Origin of the sequence: Pontibacterium sp. (assembly GCF_041587635.1) — a bacterium.
GTDB lineage: Bacteria > Pseudomonadota > Gammaproteobacteria > Pseudomonadales > Balneatricaceae > Pontibacterium.
The window spans coordinates 1-14,337 of record NZ_JBFGYC010000044.1 but is presented as its reverse complement, the minus strand read 5'-3'; the positions used below and the strand labels follow the sequence as shown (position 1 = coordinate 14,337).

Here is a 14,337-nt window from a genome sequence, read left to right as displayed (position 1 = left end):
GCGAGGTTACGGGTATAGAGTAGCATCAGGTCCGTCATCTGACGGGACGCTTCCAGATCATCGTGCCGTTCTGTATTGCCGTGGGGCATCTTCAGGCAGGCGGGTTGTTGCTGGGTGCAGTCGCCGTAAGGGCTTTTAAAGTCCGGGTTGGAGATACCAATATCGCCGTTCAGCGCGCTGTTGTTCTGCTGATTGAGGGTGGCATGTCCGGCTTTCCAGCCAAATCGACCCACATCAACCTGCTGACGGTCCGCATTCCAGACCTCATTGGCACGTCCGGAGATACCGTCATTGTTCTGATCATCTGGGTCGGCCTGTGACTGAATATCTTCGCGACTGATCGCTTCCAGCAGGCCTAAGCCAATCATCGGTGGGGCAACACGGGCGGAGAGCTGTGTCTGTGGATGTAGCGGGCCATAGCCCAGATCACTGACACTGTAGGTCGGTTGTCTTAAGCGTGCGCTTTCACCGTCGGAGAGCGTGATGACCTGTTCCTGATAGCTAATTCGCATCCGACCCTCACCGGAGATACCGGGCACGGCAAAGTCCTGTAACTGTCCCCCGTAGGTGGGTTCAGGGATAACGCCGACCTTACGTTCATCAATCAGCTTTTGTTGGGCGGTATTTTGCGGCGGAATACTCAGGCGCAAAAACATCGAGACGGCGTTGTCATCCGGCCAGTTCGCGGTAGGTGGATGACCGCGTCCGTTATTCAGGTGGCAGCGCTGGCAGGCGCGGGCGTTATAGACCGGTCCTAAACCGTCGCTGGCGGTGGTGGCGGTAGGTGCCGAGACCCAGAGTTTTTTGAAAATGCCCTGCCCGACGCGAAAATCCAATTGCTGTTCAAACGGCAGATTGGCTGACGGGTGGAGGAAGGCTCGTTTATCGATACGCTTGAGATAGGTTCCCCGGCCACCGGCGTAACGCTCGCCGGCTTCACTGTGGGTGAAGTCCGGCTCGGCTGGCTGGGCGGATACTGCCATTGGGCTGCATATCAGCAACCCGAGTGTCAGTGCCGCAAGACGGTTGTACATGGGCTCTCGGTCGTTATGGGCAGATGTTTCTGCCGCCTATAAAAAAGGGTAACCACTGGTTACCCCCGTCGTAAATCCAGACCGATTATTCAGCCATCACAGAGGCTGGGTTATCCAGACTGTCAGATCCTTCCAGTTCAATGTTGTCCAGTTTCAGAGCAACAATCGCCTGTTCGATGGTTTTCGTTTCGTCAGTCAGTGCGTCCACCGCGTTCTGAACGATCTGGTTACCTTCTGGATTGTTCTCACCGATCAATACGTCAAACGGGTTACCCGCTTCAGCGGTATCGGCCATCACCTGCATGGCAGCTTCGGTTTTCTCCAGCTTGCCCCGCAGCTCTGCATCAACGGCTGGAGCCGCTGCCTGCACCAGTGCAGACAGGCTTGGGCCTTTGATCATGCTACCGTCGACACGGGTATATTCACCCAGGTATACGTTCTTAATGCCTTTGGCATCGTAGAAGTGGGACCAGTGGGTGTTGTCGGAGAAGCAGTCATGTTCCTCTTCCGGATCGTGCAGCATCAGGCCCAGTTTGGTGCGCTCACCGGCCAGTTCGCCGTATGCCAGACTGCCCATACCGGTCAACATGGTGGACAAACCACCCTGAGGGCCTTTCGCCATCAGGTCGGTACGTGCTGCGCCGTTGGTTTTCCAGTTGTCGACCATCTCCTGCAGATCATCTATTAGCAGTTCCGTCGCTGCGGACAGGTAGTCGCGACGACGATCACAGTTGCCGCCGGTACAGTTGTTCAGATCAAAATCGGTGACCGGACGGTTGCCCGCTCCCGGGTTAGTGCCGTTCAGATCCTGACCCCACAGCAAAAATTCAATCGCGTGGTAACCGGTTGCTACGTTGGCTTCAACGTCATCGATTTCGTGCAGGGTTTCAGCCAGCAGTTTTTTGTTGATGGTCGTTGCATCAACGGTCACACCACCCAGCTTCAGGGTTTTGTTGGCGATGATGTTCGCGGTGTAGTACGGGTTCTCATCAGATTCAGTTCCGTAACCGTTATCCACGTAATCGATCAGGCCTTCATCCAGCGGCCAGGCGTTTACACGGCCTTCCCAGTCATCAACAACCGCATTCCCAAAACGGTACGCTTCGGACTGCTGATAAGGCGCGCGGGCTGCTTTCCATGCTGCTTTCGCGGCATTCAGGTTGGCATCCGTTGGATTCGCCAGCAGGCGATCAATCGTCGACTGCAGCGTTTGTGCCGTTGTCAGAGAGTCCTCATAAGTGGCCAGCGCAATATCCGCGTAGTTGCCCAGTACTGCATCGGCTGTTGGTGCAGCAGCCTGTTCCTTTTGCATCTGGTCGGCACAGCCGGTAAGCATTGTGGTGCCAATTGCCAGACTGAGTAATGTCGCACGAAATTTCATTGGATCTCTCATCTCTGATAGGGGGGTTAATAAGACGTATAGTAATGCAAATGATAATGCTTCTCCATACGAATATGAATTTCCAGTAATTAAAAGCCTGGTTTCATGATGCGGATCAGATATTCAGGTATTGAGATGACGCTGAGGAATGAAGGGCAAGAGCGCGGATGAAGGTGATCATCCGCGCCAAGGAGGGAGGTTAGTCAGATGATGTTTGAGCGTAGTCTTCCTGCAGGTGCTGGTCTTTGAGCTTCACATAGTTGCCCGCCGTGTAGGTGAAGAATGATCGCTCTTTATCGGTCAGAGTCCGCTGTTGCTTCACGGGACGCCCCACGTAGAGGTAACCACTTTCCAGCGTTTTACCCGGGGGGACCAAACTGCCAGCGCCGATGATGACTTCATCTTCCACGACGGCACCGTCCATCACCATAGCGCCCATTCCGACCAGAACCCGGCTGCCGATGGTGCAACCGTGCAGCATCGCCTGGTGGCCGATTGTCACATCATCGCCAATAATCAGAGGATAGCCATCAGGGTTGAACGGACCGGCATGGGTGATATGTAACACAGAACCGTCTTGTACACTGGTGCGCTGACCGATACGGATACGGTGCATGTCACCGCGAATCACCGTCAGTGGCCAGACAGAACAATCTTCGCCCAGTTCGACGTCCCCCAGTACAACAGCGCTGGGATCTACAAAGGTGCGCTCACCCAGTTTTGGGGTCATGCCCTGATAAGTACGGATATGCATAGTGAGGGTCCTGTTGAAAACTCAGTGTTGAGCCCCATTGTATACTTATTCGAAGCCGCTTCAGAGCGCCTCAGTAGCCCAGTTCATGGAGACTTAAGTCGATGACGAACCCCCTGTTAAACGCTCATATTTTGCCCCCGTTTGCGCAGATCAAGCCGGAACACGTTGAACCGGCGGTTGATAAGCTGCTGGCTGACAACCGTCAAGTGGTTGATATGCTGGTGCAGAAGGTGACCAATCCAACCTGGGATACACTGATTGCGCCACTGGAGCAGATCAACGATGTGCTGGCAAAAGCCTGGTCGCCGGTTTCCCATATGAACTCGGTCGTTAACAGCGATGAGCTGCGAGAAGCTTACAATGCCTGCCTGCCAAAACTGTCCCAGTTCTGGACCGAACTGGGACAGAATCAGGGGCTGTACCAGCTGCATCAGCAGTACGCGGACAGCGAAGAATTTAAGACCCTGAACACCGAGCAGAAAACGGCGATCGAGCATACGTTGCGTGACTTTAAACTGTCGGGTATTGCCTTGGCCGAGGATCAGCAGCAGCGTTATGGCGAGCTGCAACAGCGTTTATCTGAACTGACCACCAAGTTTTCCGAGAACGTACTGGATGCCACCAATGCGTGGAGCAAACTCATTAAGGATGAGTCTGAACTGGCAGGTTTGCCGGAGATGGCGATTGCGGCGGCGAAGCAGGTTGCTGAAGCGAAAGGTGAAGACGGCTGGATGCTGACGCTGGACTTCCCGTCCTATATCCCGGTGATGACCTACGCGGACAGCCGAGCGCTGCGTGAAGAGGTTTACACTGCCTTTGCGACTCGCGCTTCTGATCAGGGACCCAACGCCGGAGAGTGGGATAACTCTGAGATCATGCAGGAAATCCTGCAACTGCGTCAGGAAAAAGCCAGGCTGCTGGGCTTTGAGAACTATGCCGAGTATTCACTGGCAACCAAGATGGCTGAAGACCCGGATCAGGTGATCGGATTCCTGCGTGATCTGGCGGCAAAAAGCCACCCTGAAGCAGAACGTGAATATCAGGAGCTGTGTGACTTTGCCCGTGATGAATACGGTATGGAACAGCTGCAAGCCTGGGATGTGACCTATTACGGCGAGAAACTGAAACACGCGCGTTATGAGATCTCTCAGGAGATGTTGCGGCCCTACTTCCCAATGCCAAAAGTGTTGGATGGGTTATTTGAAGTTGCTCAGCGTCTGTTTGGTATCGAGATCTGCGAGATCAAGGACTTCGATAGCTGGCATAAAGATGCCCGCCACTTTGAAGTGCGTCGTGACGAAACATTGATTGCCCGTTTCTATCTGGACCCGTTTGCGCGTGAGAAAAAACGCGGTGGCGCTTGGATGGACGACTGCCGTGTGCGCCGTCGTCTGGATGATGGCAGCTTGCAGCTGCCGGTGGCGTATCTGGTGTGCAACTTCAACCCGCCGGTGGGTGATGATCCTGCCCTGCTGACCCATAACGAAGTGACGACGTTGTTCCACGAATTTGGTCACGGTATCCACCATATGCTGACGCGTATCGAAACGGCTGATGTCAGCGGTATCAACGGGGTGGCATGGGATGCGGTTGAGCTGCCAAGTCAGTTCCTTGAAAACTGGTGCTGGGAGCCGGAAGCGCTGGCGCTGATCTCTGGTCACTACCAGACAGGTGAGACGTTGCCGCGCGAACTACTCGACAAAATGCTGGCAGCGAAAAACTTCCAATCCGGTATGATGATGGTACGTCAGCTGGAGTTCTCGATCTTTGATTTCCAGCTGCACCGTGAGTTTGAAGCGGGTAAAACCGATATTCAGACCGTACTGAACCGGATTCGTGATGAAGTTGCTGTGGTCACTCCACCCGCCTTCAACCGTTTCCAGCACAGTTTTAGCCATATTTTTGCCGGTGGTTACGCTGCCGGTTATTACAGCTATAAATGGGCCGAAGTGCTGTCTGCCGATGCCTTCTCTCGCTTTGAAGAGGACGGTATCTTTAACCAGCAGACCGGTGCTGATTTCCTGCATGCCGTACTGGAGCAGGGTGGATCGCGTGAAGCGATGGATCTGTTTGTTGAGTTCCGTGGCCGTAAGCCCGAGGTGGATGCGCTGTTACGACACAGCGGTATCACCGTAACTGAGTCTTGATTATGAGTGTTGTAAAACGATTTGTTGCAGGGGCAACCTGCCCTCGCTGTGGGGAGATGGACACCCTGCGCATGTACCGGGATGAAGAGAAAGAGTACCGTGAATGTGTCGAGTGTGATTTCGAGGACGCGATGCGTCTGGACGGTGAGCCGGATGCAGCGGAAGAGTTGGAAACCCGGGTAAACCGAGTGCCGGAACCGATTCCGGCGGATGCTCAGCCGCTTAATTTTGTCGCCAATCCAGGCTCAAAACGCCGAGATCACTGATCCTTTCCTACTCAACACCAGAGGTGGCCCCGCTGTTGCCTCTGGTGTTTCCCTATTGCCTACGACAACGTGACTCCGCTTTGGCCAGCGGCCTGAAGGCTGAGTCTGGTCTATGCTTATCATCACGTTCGGCCGCAAGGTCCGGAGGTCTGGGGCGTTGTGTTGCCTTTCGTAGATTAGAGCACAAATAGCAGGCAAAGCATGACACCGCCTGTCAGCGCGATCATCGGAAACCCCAGATCTGGCTTACTCATTCGAATATTCATCGCGATATCTCCTTTGTTAATGAGAAGCATTATCATAAATTTATGATGCTATTTCAATACGAATAATTATCATTTGTTATTTTGTTTTAGACGGCCCGAGGCCATGCTGTCCGGGTGGCCAAAATGCACAGCAAATACCTGCGCCGGATCAGGGATCTAGCGATCAGGACGAGGTAGTCTGGAAAGGCTGGCATCACCGCTGATCAATGTTGGAGGTGTAATATGGACACACAGAGATCCGCTAAACAGGCGTCTCGTTGGCACACGCACAACCCTCAAGATACATTTACTGAGCTGGACACCTCAAAAGAGGGCCTGACCCATCAGGATGCAACCAAGCGTCAGCAACAGCATGGGCCCAATCGAATACCCGAACCGCCGCGCCGCAGCGCGTGGATGCGACTGCTTTCCCAATTTCATAATGTGCTGATCTATGTCTTGCTGGTGGCGGGAATTGTGACCGCGTTGCTGGATCATATGGTTGATGCCTGGGTGATTGCTGCAGTTGTGGTGATCAATGCGCTGGTGGGATTCATCCAGGAAGGGAAAGCGGAAAAAGCGATCGACGCCGTGCGTAAAATGCTGTCGCGCCAGGCGACCGTGACCCGTGACGGGCATCGAACGCAGATGGACGCCGAGGTGCTGGTCCCCGGCGATGTGGTGTTTGTGCAATCCGGTGATCGGGTGCCTGCCGATCTGCACCTCTTTTGGGTGAAAGATCTGCGTATCGAAGAGGCGGTGCTGACCGGTGAATCCGTGCCGGTAGATAAAAATACCGACCCGGTGGACAAGGATGCTGCACTAGGTGATCGTTGTAATATTGCGTTCTCTGGTACGTTAGTGACCTACGGGCAAGGCCTGGGGGTGGTGGTTGAAACCGGTGCCCATACTGAAATTGGTCGTATCAGCGCGATGTTAGCGCAGGTCACTCAGCTAACCACTCCGCTGACCCGTCAACTGGATATTTTTGCCCGCTGGCTGACCGGGATCATCCTGGCCATCGCCGCATTAACCGTTGTGTTTGGGGTTTATGTACACGGTTTTACCCTAGATGAGATGTTTATGGCGGCCGTCGGATTGGCGGTGGCGGCTATTCCTGAAGGTCTGCCTGCCGTCATTACCATTGCGCTGGCGATCGGTGTGCAGAGGATGGCGAACAGGCACGCGATTATTCGGCGCTTACCGGCGGTTGAGACCTTAGGGTCGGTATCCGTGATCTGCTCCGATAAAACCGGCACCCTCACCCGCAACGAGATGACGGTCACCACCGTAGTGACCGCCGATCAGACGGTGGACGTTACCGGGGTCGGTTATAACCCGCACGGTTCATTCATGCTGGGTGACGAAGATATCGACCCTAACGACTACCCTGCCCTGCGTAAATTGTGTCTGGCGGGTTTGCTTTGTAACGATGCTTCACTGCATGAAACGGATGACGAATGGCATATCGTGGGTGATCCCACAGAAGGCGCATTAACCGTACTGGGGGTGAAAGCGGGCTTCGATGCGGTGGAAACACATCTGGAGCGGCCCCGCGATGATCTGATCCCGTTCGAATCTCAGCACCGTTTTATGGCTACCCTGCATCATGATCATGATGGTAACGGTATGATTTACGTGAAAGGTGCCATTGAAGCGATTCTGCCGCGTTGCGATCACCAATGGACCGGTGATCAGGATAAAGGGCTGGATAGGGACTTCTGGCTGGCTCAGCAACGCCGTATTGCCCGCCGAGGCCAGCGCACCTTGGCGATCGCCTGCGTGCCGACTAAGAATGGTCGTCGTTCGCTACGTTTTGATGAGATTGAGTCCGGTCTGATACTGCTGGGCGTGGTGGGGATTATCGATCCGCCACGGCAGGAGGCGATTGATGCAGTGAAACAATGCCATCAGGCGGGCATCAGCGTCAAAATGATTACCGGTGACCATGCCGAAACGGCGGCTGCGATTGCCAACCAGATGGGGATCACCGCGAGCCGGGATGCAATCACCGGCAGTGAGCTGGAACGGATGAACGATGAAGAACTCCAGCAGGCGGTACTGACCTATGATGTATTTGCCCGTGCCAGCCCCGAGCACAAGTTGCGTATTGTGACCGCGCTGCAGGCACAGGAGAAAGTCGTGGCGATGACCGGGGATGGGGTCAACGATGCACCGGCGTTGAAGCGTGCCGATGTGGGCGTCGCCATGGGCATTAAAGGCACCGAGGCGGCGAAAGAAGCGGCCGAGATGGTGTTGGCCGATGATAACTTTGCCTCCATTGCACACGCCGTTGAAGAGGGACGTACAGTCTTCGACAACATCAAAAAATCGATACTGTTTATCCTGCCAACCAACGGCGGTGAAGCCTTAACGGTGATGGCTGCGATTGCTATGGGCACGATGCTACCGGTTACCGCTGCCCAGATCCTGTGGGTGAATATGATCACCGCGGTGACACTCGCGCTGTCGCTCACCTTTGAACCGACCGAAGCGGGTGTGATGCATCGGATGCCGCGTAATACCCGGGCGCCAATTTTATCGCGCTTTATGACCTGGCGGATTGTGTTTGTGTCGTTGCTGATGGTGGCCGGGACCTTCGGGCTCTTTCTCTGGGAGATGGATGCGGGGTCCAGTCTCGAATACTCCCGTACCGTCGCCGTGAATACGTTGGTGATGCTGGAGGTGGTATATCTGATCAATACCCGCTATCTCAATGAATCTGTATTGAGCCGTGAAGGTTTGTTCGGCAACCGGTACGTGTTGATGGCGATTGCGCTGGTAATGTTCTTCCAGCTGATTTTCACTTACACCCCGCTGATGCAGACCTTCTTCCGGGTGGAATCTATCGACATGGCATCCTGGACGCGGATTGTGCTGGTGGCTTTGGTGGTGTTCATCCTGGTTGAACTGGAGAAAAAAGTGATGCGGCCGTTTACGCGTGCGCAGATTCCGCAGGTCGAGCAGTCGTAACCTTCACTGGGTGGCTTTAGTGGGCTTTTTCGCTGAAGTCACCCGGTAGATCACACCCGCATAATCATCTGAGATCAACAAGCTACCGTCGTGATCGACCATCACGTCAGCGGGGCGTCCCCAGTGACGCTGCCCACGTAGCCAGCCGCTGATAAAAGGCGTATGGCTGACCACTTGACCGGCCTGGGTTTCAACCCGGACAACCCGATAACCCACTTTAAGACTGCGATTCCAGGAGCCGTGTTCGGCGATAAACAGGGTGTTGTGTGTGGCATCAGGGAACTGGTCGCCGGTATAGAACGTCAGTCCCAGTGGTGCGACATGTGCGCCTAATTCCAGCACCGGGGCGACGTAATGGTCACTGCCCTGTTTACCAAATCGAGGATCACGAACGTCTGTTGCGTGCACAAAGGGGTAACCAAAGTGCTGGCCTGGCCGTGTGCTACGGTTGAGTTCATCATCCGGCTGATCGTCGCCCAGATGATCACGGCCATTATCCGTGAACCAGAGGCTATTATCCTGTGGATGCCAGGTGAAACCCACGCTGTTACGCACTCCTGAGGCGACCACCTGTTGTGCACCGGTGTCGGTGTTGAAACGAAGCAGGGAGGCAAATCGGGGATCGCGTGACAGGCAGATATTACAGGGTGCACCTACGTTCATATACAGCCAGCTGTCGGGACCAAATTTGAGGTATTTCCAACCGTGATGGGTTTCATCCGGTAGCTTATTCGTCACCAGTTGGGCGGCGGGTGGGTTTTCCAGTCGTGTTACCAGATTGGGGTAGCGCCAGATCTTATCGACGGCCGCGACATAAAGATCGTTCCCCTGCACCGCGATCCCGCTGGGAAGATTGAGCCCCTGAGCGATCAGGTACTGCTGCTCGTAATAGCCGTCGCCGTCCCGGTCACGCAGGGCAACGACTTTACCGGCCCGGCGTGAACCGACAAACAGGATCCCCTGCCCTTCGGGTGTATCGACGCGCGCCATCTGGCGGGCATTGTCCACTTCTGCTGCAATGCGAATCTGATATCCCGGCGGCAATTGCAAACTTTCCAGTGGCAATGAACGGGCGCAGAGCGGCGTACTGATTAGCAGGACAGCCAGGATGATGGAACGCAGGCTATTGTTCATCGATTCAACCTGTTTGTTGTCGAAATAGTCTGAGATAAACATAGCCTCTGACGAGGTGCTGGGCCAGAATAACCTCCCCCGGTGATCTCCGGGTTAATATTAACTCTTTCCGAATGTTGATCATGTTACTTGAGCTAAAAGAGACCTTCTCACCCGGTGTGCGTTACATGCTGTTTTCCGCATTGGGTTTTGCGTTGATGGCCGTGTGCGTCAAAGCGGTGAGTACCTACGATATTCCGGTATTGGAGATAGTGGCGGCCCGAGCGATCGTATCGCTGGTGATCAGCTATCTGGATGTTAAGCGCAAACGTATCTCCGTGTGGGGTACACACAAACCGCTGTTGATCGCCCGTGGTGTGGTGGGTGCGCTGGCGCTGATGTGTGTGTATTTCTCGGTGACCACGCTGCCATTGGCGGAAGCGACGATTCTGCAGTACCTGCACCCGGTATTTACCGCGTTATTAGCGCTGTTCTTTCTGAAAGAGCGGGCCCAGTATTCCACCATTATCTGCATCGTCCTGAGTATTTTGGGGCTGACGGTGATGGTGAAGCCTGATCTGATTTCCGGTTACAGTGTCGAGTTACCCTGGCTCAGTGTGGTGGCGGCACTGATCGGTGCGTTAGGCAGTGCGGTGGCCTATGTGATTGTGCGCCGGTTGAGTCAGAGCGAAGACAGTTCGGTGATTATTTTTTACTTTCCGCTGATTGCCTTACCGGTATCGGTCTTCCTGCTGGGCAGTGATTTTGTGATGCCGAACGGTGAGGCGCTCATTCTGTTGTTACTGGTAGGGGTGTTTACTCAGGTGGGGCAAGTTGGTCTGACCAAGGCAATGCAGTATGAGAAGGCCAGTAAAGCGACCGCTTACTCGTATGTACAGGTGATCTTTTCCCTGGTGCTGGGTTGGATCTTCTTTGCCGAAATTCCAACACTCTGGACGTTGATTGGCGGTGGGCTGATCATGACGGGTGCGCTGATCAACGTATTGTGGAAGCGTTGAGCAAAGGCTCCGAATTAGCTTGGAAGGCCCGTTCAGAATAAACAAAACCCGGCATATACGCCGGGTTTTTAGTGTTTGATCAGGCGAGCTGTCGCTGAGGCCAGCTATACAAAATCAGGAACTCAAGCATCGAGACCACGACGACTGACGGGCCGGCAGGCGTATCCCATTGATAGGACAGTCCCAGACCTAAGATGACCGCGATACAGCCTAGGATGGCTGCACCAATGGCCATCTGCTCGGGCGTACTGGCGAGTCTTCGTGCTGCTGCCGCGGGAATAATCAGCAGTGAAGTAATCAGCATAATACCCACAATCTTCATCGCGACCGCGATGATCACGGCAATCAGTAGCATCAGCGCCAGTCGCACCCAGGTAACCCGTACGCCTTCCACCTGGGCCAACTCTTCGTTGATGGTGATCGCCAACAAAGGTTCCCAGAGCTTATAGAGCAGTGCTGCGACCAGAATGCCACCGCCGTATATCCAGTACAGATCTTCCGGGGTCACGGCCAGCAGGTCGCCAAACAGATAGGCCATCAGATCCACGCGGATATCATCGATCAGTGCGATGGCGACCAGACCCAGCGACAGGCTGCTGTGCGCCATAATGCCCAGCAGGGTATCGGTGGCGACTAAATGTTGCCGCTGCAATGTCACCAGTGTCAGCGCGAGAATGACACAGCAGGCGATCACCGCCACGTTCAGGTTAATATCAAACAGGAAACCCAGCGATACCCCCAACAGGGCCGAGTGCGCCAGTGTGTCGCCAAAGTAGGCCATTCGGCGCCATACCACAAACGAACCCAGTGGTCCGGCAATGGCTGCTACACCTAAACCTCCCAGCAGGGCCAGAATTAGAAAATCAGCCATGATCGTGCTCGCAATGTTCGTGGACAACGTCGCCATGCGTGTTGTGGCGATGGTTATGATGATGGTTATACAGCGCCAGTTGTTCGGCACCACGTTGACCAAACAGATCCACAAATGATGGATCGTTGCTGACCTGCTCCGGGTGCCCGGAACAACAGATATGGTGGTTCATGCAGATCACGTGATCGGTGGATGACATCACCAGGTGCAGATCGTGACTGATCATCAGTACGCCACAGTTACGTTGGTCACGGATACGGGCAATCAGCGCGTAGAGTTCCAGTTGTCCGTTGATATCCACACCCTGTACCGGTTCATCCAGTACCAGCAGATTTGGATTGCGTAGTAATGCCCGTGCCAGTAGTACCCGCTGCATCTCTCCGCCGGACAATCCGTGAATAGATTCCTTCAGCAATGTTTCTGCGCCTACATCTGAAAGCGCTTCTAACATCAACGATTTATCTTTGCATTGTGCGGTTTGAAGGAAACGTTGCACGGTCAATGGAAAGGTACGATCGATGTGTAACTTCTGTGGCATGTAGCCGATGCGCAGGCCGTCTTCACACCATACATTGCCCGTGGAAGGTTTGGTCAAACCCAATACCACTTTGACCAACGTGGTTTTACCGGCGCCATTGGGACCGATGATCGTGGTGATGCAGCCTTTGTGCAGGGCCATATCGATGTTCTGCAAGACATGGTTACGGCCAAAGTGCAGATTAACCTGTTCCAGGCGGACCAGATCATGATGAGACTTCATTTTTAGGCACGCTCCTGGCAGTTAGGGCAGCAACCGAGCACTTCGATAGATTGTTGCTCCGTGGTAAATCCCAGCGCAGACGCTTGCTCGCGGATCAGTGCTTCGGCGGCGCTGCTATCCGCTTCCACGGCAGTGTTGCAGTGGCGGCAGATCAAAAAACAGCCATGATGTGCATCGTCGGGGTGGGGGCAGCCTATAAATGCGTTGAGCATGGCAATACGGTGTACCAGCCCCTGCTCCTGCAAGAAATCGAGTGCCCGATAGACGGTGGGCGGTGCCGAGTTAAATCCGGCCTCTGCCAGCGCGGGCAGGATCTCGTAGGCACCTAAAGGTTTATGGCTCTGCCACACCAGCTTCAGCACCAGCTCACGAATAGGGGTCAGGCGAAGGCTCCGTGCTTTGCACAACGAGCGGGCTTCATCCATCGCTTGTTCAATACATTGGCTGTGATCGTGGTGTGTCTCGAAAGCGATTGTGTCAGCGCACATATAGAGAAAAACCTTCTTGTTTTGTTATAGTATAACGGAACATTTATCAGGATGAACCGACACCATGCGTTTTAAAGCCATTATTGTATTTCTCAGCCTGTTCTTCAGCCAGTTTTCTCTTGCGGCTGACGATGTGAAGGTACTGGCCAGTATTAAACCACTGCAGCTGATCGCTCACGATATTGTGGGAACCACGGGAGAGGTTCAGTTGTTGCTGAAACCGGGTGCATCTCCTCACCACTACTCTATGAAACCGTCGGATATGCGTAAGCTTGCAGATGCGGGGCTGGTGATTTGGGTCGGACCGGAGATGGAGCAGTTTTTGGCAAAGTCGCTGCGTACAGTGAAAACCTCTACCCTGCAGATGGCTGACAACGAAGAAGAACACATCGATCATCATACTGATGACCATGCAGACCATGCAGACCATGCAGACCATGCAGACCATGCAGACCATGCAGACCATGCAGACCATGCAGACCATGCGGACGAGGCAGCAGATGGCCATCACGATCATCATGGTGAAGATCTGCATTACTGGCTGGACCCGATTGAAGGTCTGGCGTTTGCAGACGCGCTGAAAGATCGGTTGAGCCTTGTATATCCGCAGCACGCAGAGACATTTGCTGCAAACTATGTTCGTTTTGAGCAAAACCTGCGCGGACTGGATGCCGAGTTACACCAGCAGTTTATACCCGTGAAGTCTCAGGGATTTTTTGTGTTTCATGATGCCTGGGGGCATTTTGTGGAGCACTACGGTCTGAATCAACTGGGGTATTTCACGATGGACACAAATCGTAAACCCGGTGCGCGTCATCTGACGGAGATCCGCCAGCAGCTTGAAGAACAGAAGGCGGTCTGTGTGTTCAGTGAACCTCAGTTTAAATCATCCATAGTGCAGGCCGTCACGTCTGGTCTGCCGGTCAATCAAGGGGCTATCGATCCTTTGGCGACGGCGACAGACGTGCGTGAAAACGGTTACGCGTCTTATTTGAGCAGCGTTGCTGAGGCCATGGTGGCCTGCTTATCAGCACGGTAGAACTTCAGGCATGAACGATTTCCCCGTTTCTCATGTCCAAGGTTGAGAAGCGGGTGAACAGCCTGTATTTCTGTTCCTGATCTAACGGGTTGATGAAAAATAAAAAAAATCAAAAAAGGTGTTCACAAACGGAAAACAGCTCTATACAATACGCCCCACTTTCGAAGCAGATGTGGTGGAATTGGTAGACACGCTAGCTTCAGGTGCTAGTGCTCGCAAGGGCGTGGGAGTTCGAGTCTCCCCATCT

12 protein-coding genes are annotated in these 14,337 nt (G+C 54.0%); 5 read left to right on the top strand and 7 right to left on the bottom strand.

Annotated elements, in window-relative coordinates; translation table 11 throughout:
* The 3 genes from ABYW01_RS04310 to ABYW01_RS04300 all read right to left on the bottom strand — a co-directional run.
* The coding region (locus tag ABYW01_RS04310) for a di-heme oxidoredictase family protein (RefSeq protein WP_372831291.1) at positions 1-1,034 on the bottom strand (1,034 nt) is incomplete at its 3' end.
* An 85-nt stretch (positions 1,035-1,119) separates the two neighbouring features.
* Positions 1,120-2,415 (bottom strand): imelysin family protein, encoded by a 1,296-nt coding sequence (locus ABYW01_RS04305; protein WP_372831290.1) that lies wholly within the window; start codon positions 2,413-2,415, stop codon positions 1,120-1,122.
* A gap of 199 nt (positions 2,416-2,614) precedes the next feature.
* Positions 2,615-3,169 (bottom strand): gamma carbonic anhydrase family protein, encoded by a 555-nt coding sequence (locus ABYW01_RS04300; protein ID WP_372831289.1) that lies wholly within the window; start codon positions 3,167-3,169, stop codon positions 2,615-2,617.
* A gap of 101 nt (positions 3,170-3,270) precedes the next feature.
* On the opposite strand from ABYW01_RS04300, the gene prlC reads away from it, so the two are divergent.
* The 3 genes from prlC (at position 3,271) to ABYW01_RS04285 (ending at position 8,800) form a co-directional block, all read left to right on the top strand.
* Positions 3,271-5,316, top strand: coding sequence for an oligopeptidase A (prlC, locus tag ABYW01_RS04295; RefSeq protein ID WP_372831288.1), 2,046 nt, complete (start codon positions 3,271-3,273; stop codon positions 5,314-5,316).
* Positions 5,317-5,318: 2 nt separating this feature from the next.
* On the top strand, positions 5,319-5,582 hold the full coding sequence (locus tag ABYW01_RS04290) for a YheV family putative zinc ribbon protein (protein WP_193954604.1): 264 nt from the start codon (positions 5,319-5,321) through the stop codon (positions 5,580-5,582).
* A 488-nt stretch (positions 5,583-6,070) separates the two neighbouring features.
* Positions 6,071-8,800 (top strand): cation-transporting P-type ATPase, encoded by a 2,730-nt coding sequence (locus ABYW01_RS04285; RefSeq protein ID WP_372831287.1) that lies wholly within the window; start codon positions 6,071-6,073, stop codon positions 8,798-8,800.
* 3 nt (positions 8,801-8,803) lie between these two features.
* Here the strand turns inward: ABYW01_RS04285 and ABYW01_RS04280 are convergent, their stop codons facing one another.
* On the bottom strand, positions 8,804-9,976 hold the full coding sequence (locus ABYW01_RS04280) for a sorbosone dehydrogenase family protein (RefSeq protein WP_372831286.1): 1,173 nt from the start codon (positions 9,974-9,976) through the stop codon (positions 8,804-8,806).
* A gap of 80 nt (positions 9,977-10,056) precedes the next feature.
* On the opposite strand from ABYW01_RS04280, the gene ABYW01_RS04275 reads away from it, so the two are divergent.
* Positions 10,057-10,932, top strand: a complete 876-nt coding sequence (locus tag ABYW01_RS04275; RefSeq protein ID WP_372831285.1) for a DMT family transporter — start codon at positions 10,057-10,059, stop codon at positions 10,930-10,932.
* A gap of 79 nt (positions 10,933-11,011) precedes the next feature.
* On the opposite strand, the gene znuB is transcribed toward ABYW01_RS04275, so the two are convergent.
* The 3 genes from znuB to ABYW01_RS04260 are packed head-to-tail and all read right to left on the bottom strand — an operon-like array spanning position 11,012 to position 13,051.
* Positions 11,012-11,803, bottom strand: a complete 792-nt coding sequence (gene znuB, locus ABYW01_RS04270; RefSeq protein WP_372831284.1) for a zinc ABC transporter permease subunit ZnuB — start codon at positions 11,801-11,803, stop codon at positions 11,012-11,014.
* Entirely contained in the window at positions 11,796-12,563 is a 768-nt protein-coding gene (znuC, locus tag ABYW01_RS04265) for a zinc ABC transporter ATP-binding protein ZnuC (protein ID WP_193954609.1), read from the bottom strand. Before znuC ends, znuB begins: the two co-directional genes overlap by 8 nt.
* Positions 12,564-12,565: 2 nt before the next feature.
* Positions 12,566-13,051 (bottom strand): Fur family transcriptional regulator, encoded by a 486-nt coding sequence (locus ABYW01_RS04260; RefSeq protein WP_193954610.1) that lies wholly within the window; start codon positions 13,049-13,051, stop codon positions 12,566-12,568.
* A gap of 64 nt (positions 13,052-13,115) precedes the next feature.
* On the opposite strand from ABYW01_RS04260, the gene znuA reads away from it, so the two are divergent.
* Positions 13,116-14,090: a zinc ABC transporter substrate-binding protein ZnuA gene (gene znuA / locus ABYW01_RS04255; RefSeq protein ID WP_372831283.1), complete on the top strand. Its 975-nt coding sequence runs from the start codon at positions 13,116-13,118 to the stop codon at positions 14,088-14,090.
* Positions 14,091-14,337 lie beyond the last annotated feature (247 nt).

Coding starts and splice junctions, on each gene's coding strand:
- ABYW01_RS04305 (WP_372831290.1), bottom strand. CDS start 2,415: ATGAAATTTCGTGCGACATTACTCAGTCTGGCAATTGGCACCACAATG.
- ABYW01_RS04300 (WP_372831289.1), bottom strand. CDS start 3,169: ATGCATATCCGTACTTATCAGGGCATGACCCCAAAACTGGGTGAGCGC.
- prlC (WP_372831288.1), top strand. CDS start 3,271: ATGACGAACCCCCTGTTAAACGCTCATATTTTGCCCCCGTTTGCGCAG.
- ABYW01_RS04290 (WP_193954604.1), top strand. CDS start 5,319: ATGAGTGTTGTAAAACGATTTGTTGCAGGGGCAACCTGCCCTCGCTGT.
- ABYW01_RS04285 (WP_372831287.1), top strand. CDS start 6,071: ATGGACACACAGAGATCCGCTAAACAGGCGTCTCGTTGGCACACGCAC.
- ABYW01_RS04280 (WP_372831286.1), bottom strand. CDS start 9,976: ATGTTTATCTCAGACTATTTCGACAACAAACAGGTTGAATCGATGAAC.
- ABYW01_RS04275 (WP_372831285.1), top strand. CDS start 10,057: ATGTTACTTGAGCTAAAAGAGACCTTCTCACCCGGTGTGCGTTACATG.
- znuB (WP_372831284.1), bottom strand. CDS start 11,803: ATGGCTGATTTTCTAATTCTGGCCCTGCTGGGAGGTTTAGGTGTAGCA.
- znuC (WP_193954609.1), bottom strand. CDS start 12,563: ATGAAGTCTCATCATGATCTGGTCCGCCTGGAACAGGTTAATCTGCAC.
- ABYW01_RS04260 (WP_193954610.1), bottom strand. CDS start 13,051: ATGTGCGCTGACACAATCGCTTTCGAGACACACCACGATCACAGCCAA.
- znuA (WP_372831283.1), top strand. CDS start 13,116: ATGCGTTTTAAAGCCATTATTGTATTTCTCAGCCTGTTCTTCAGCCAG.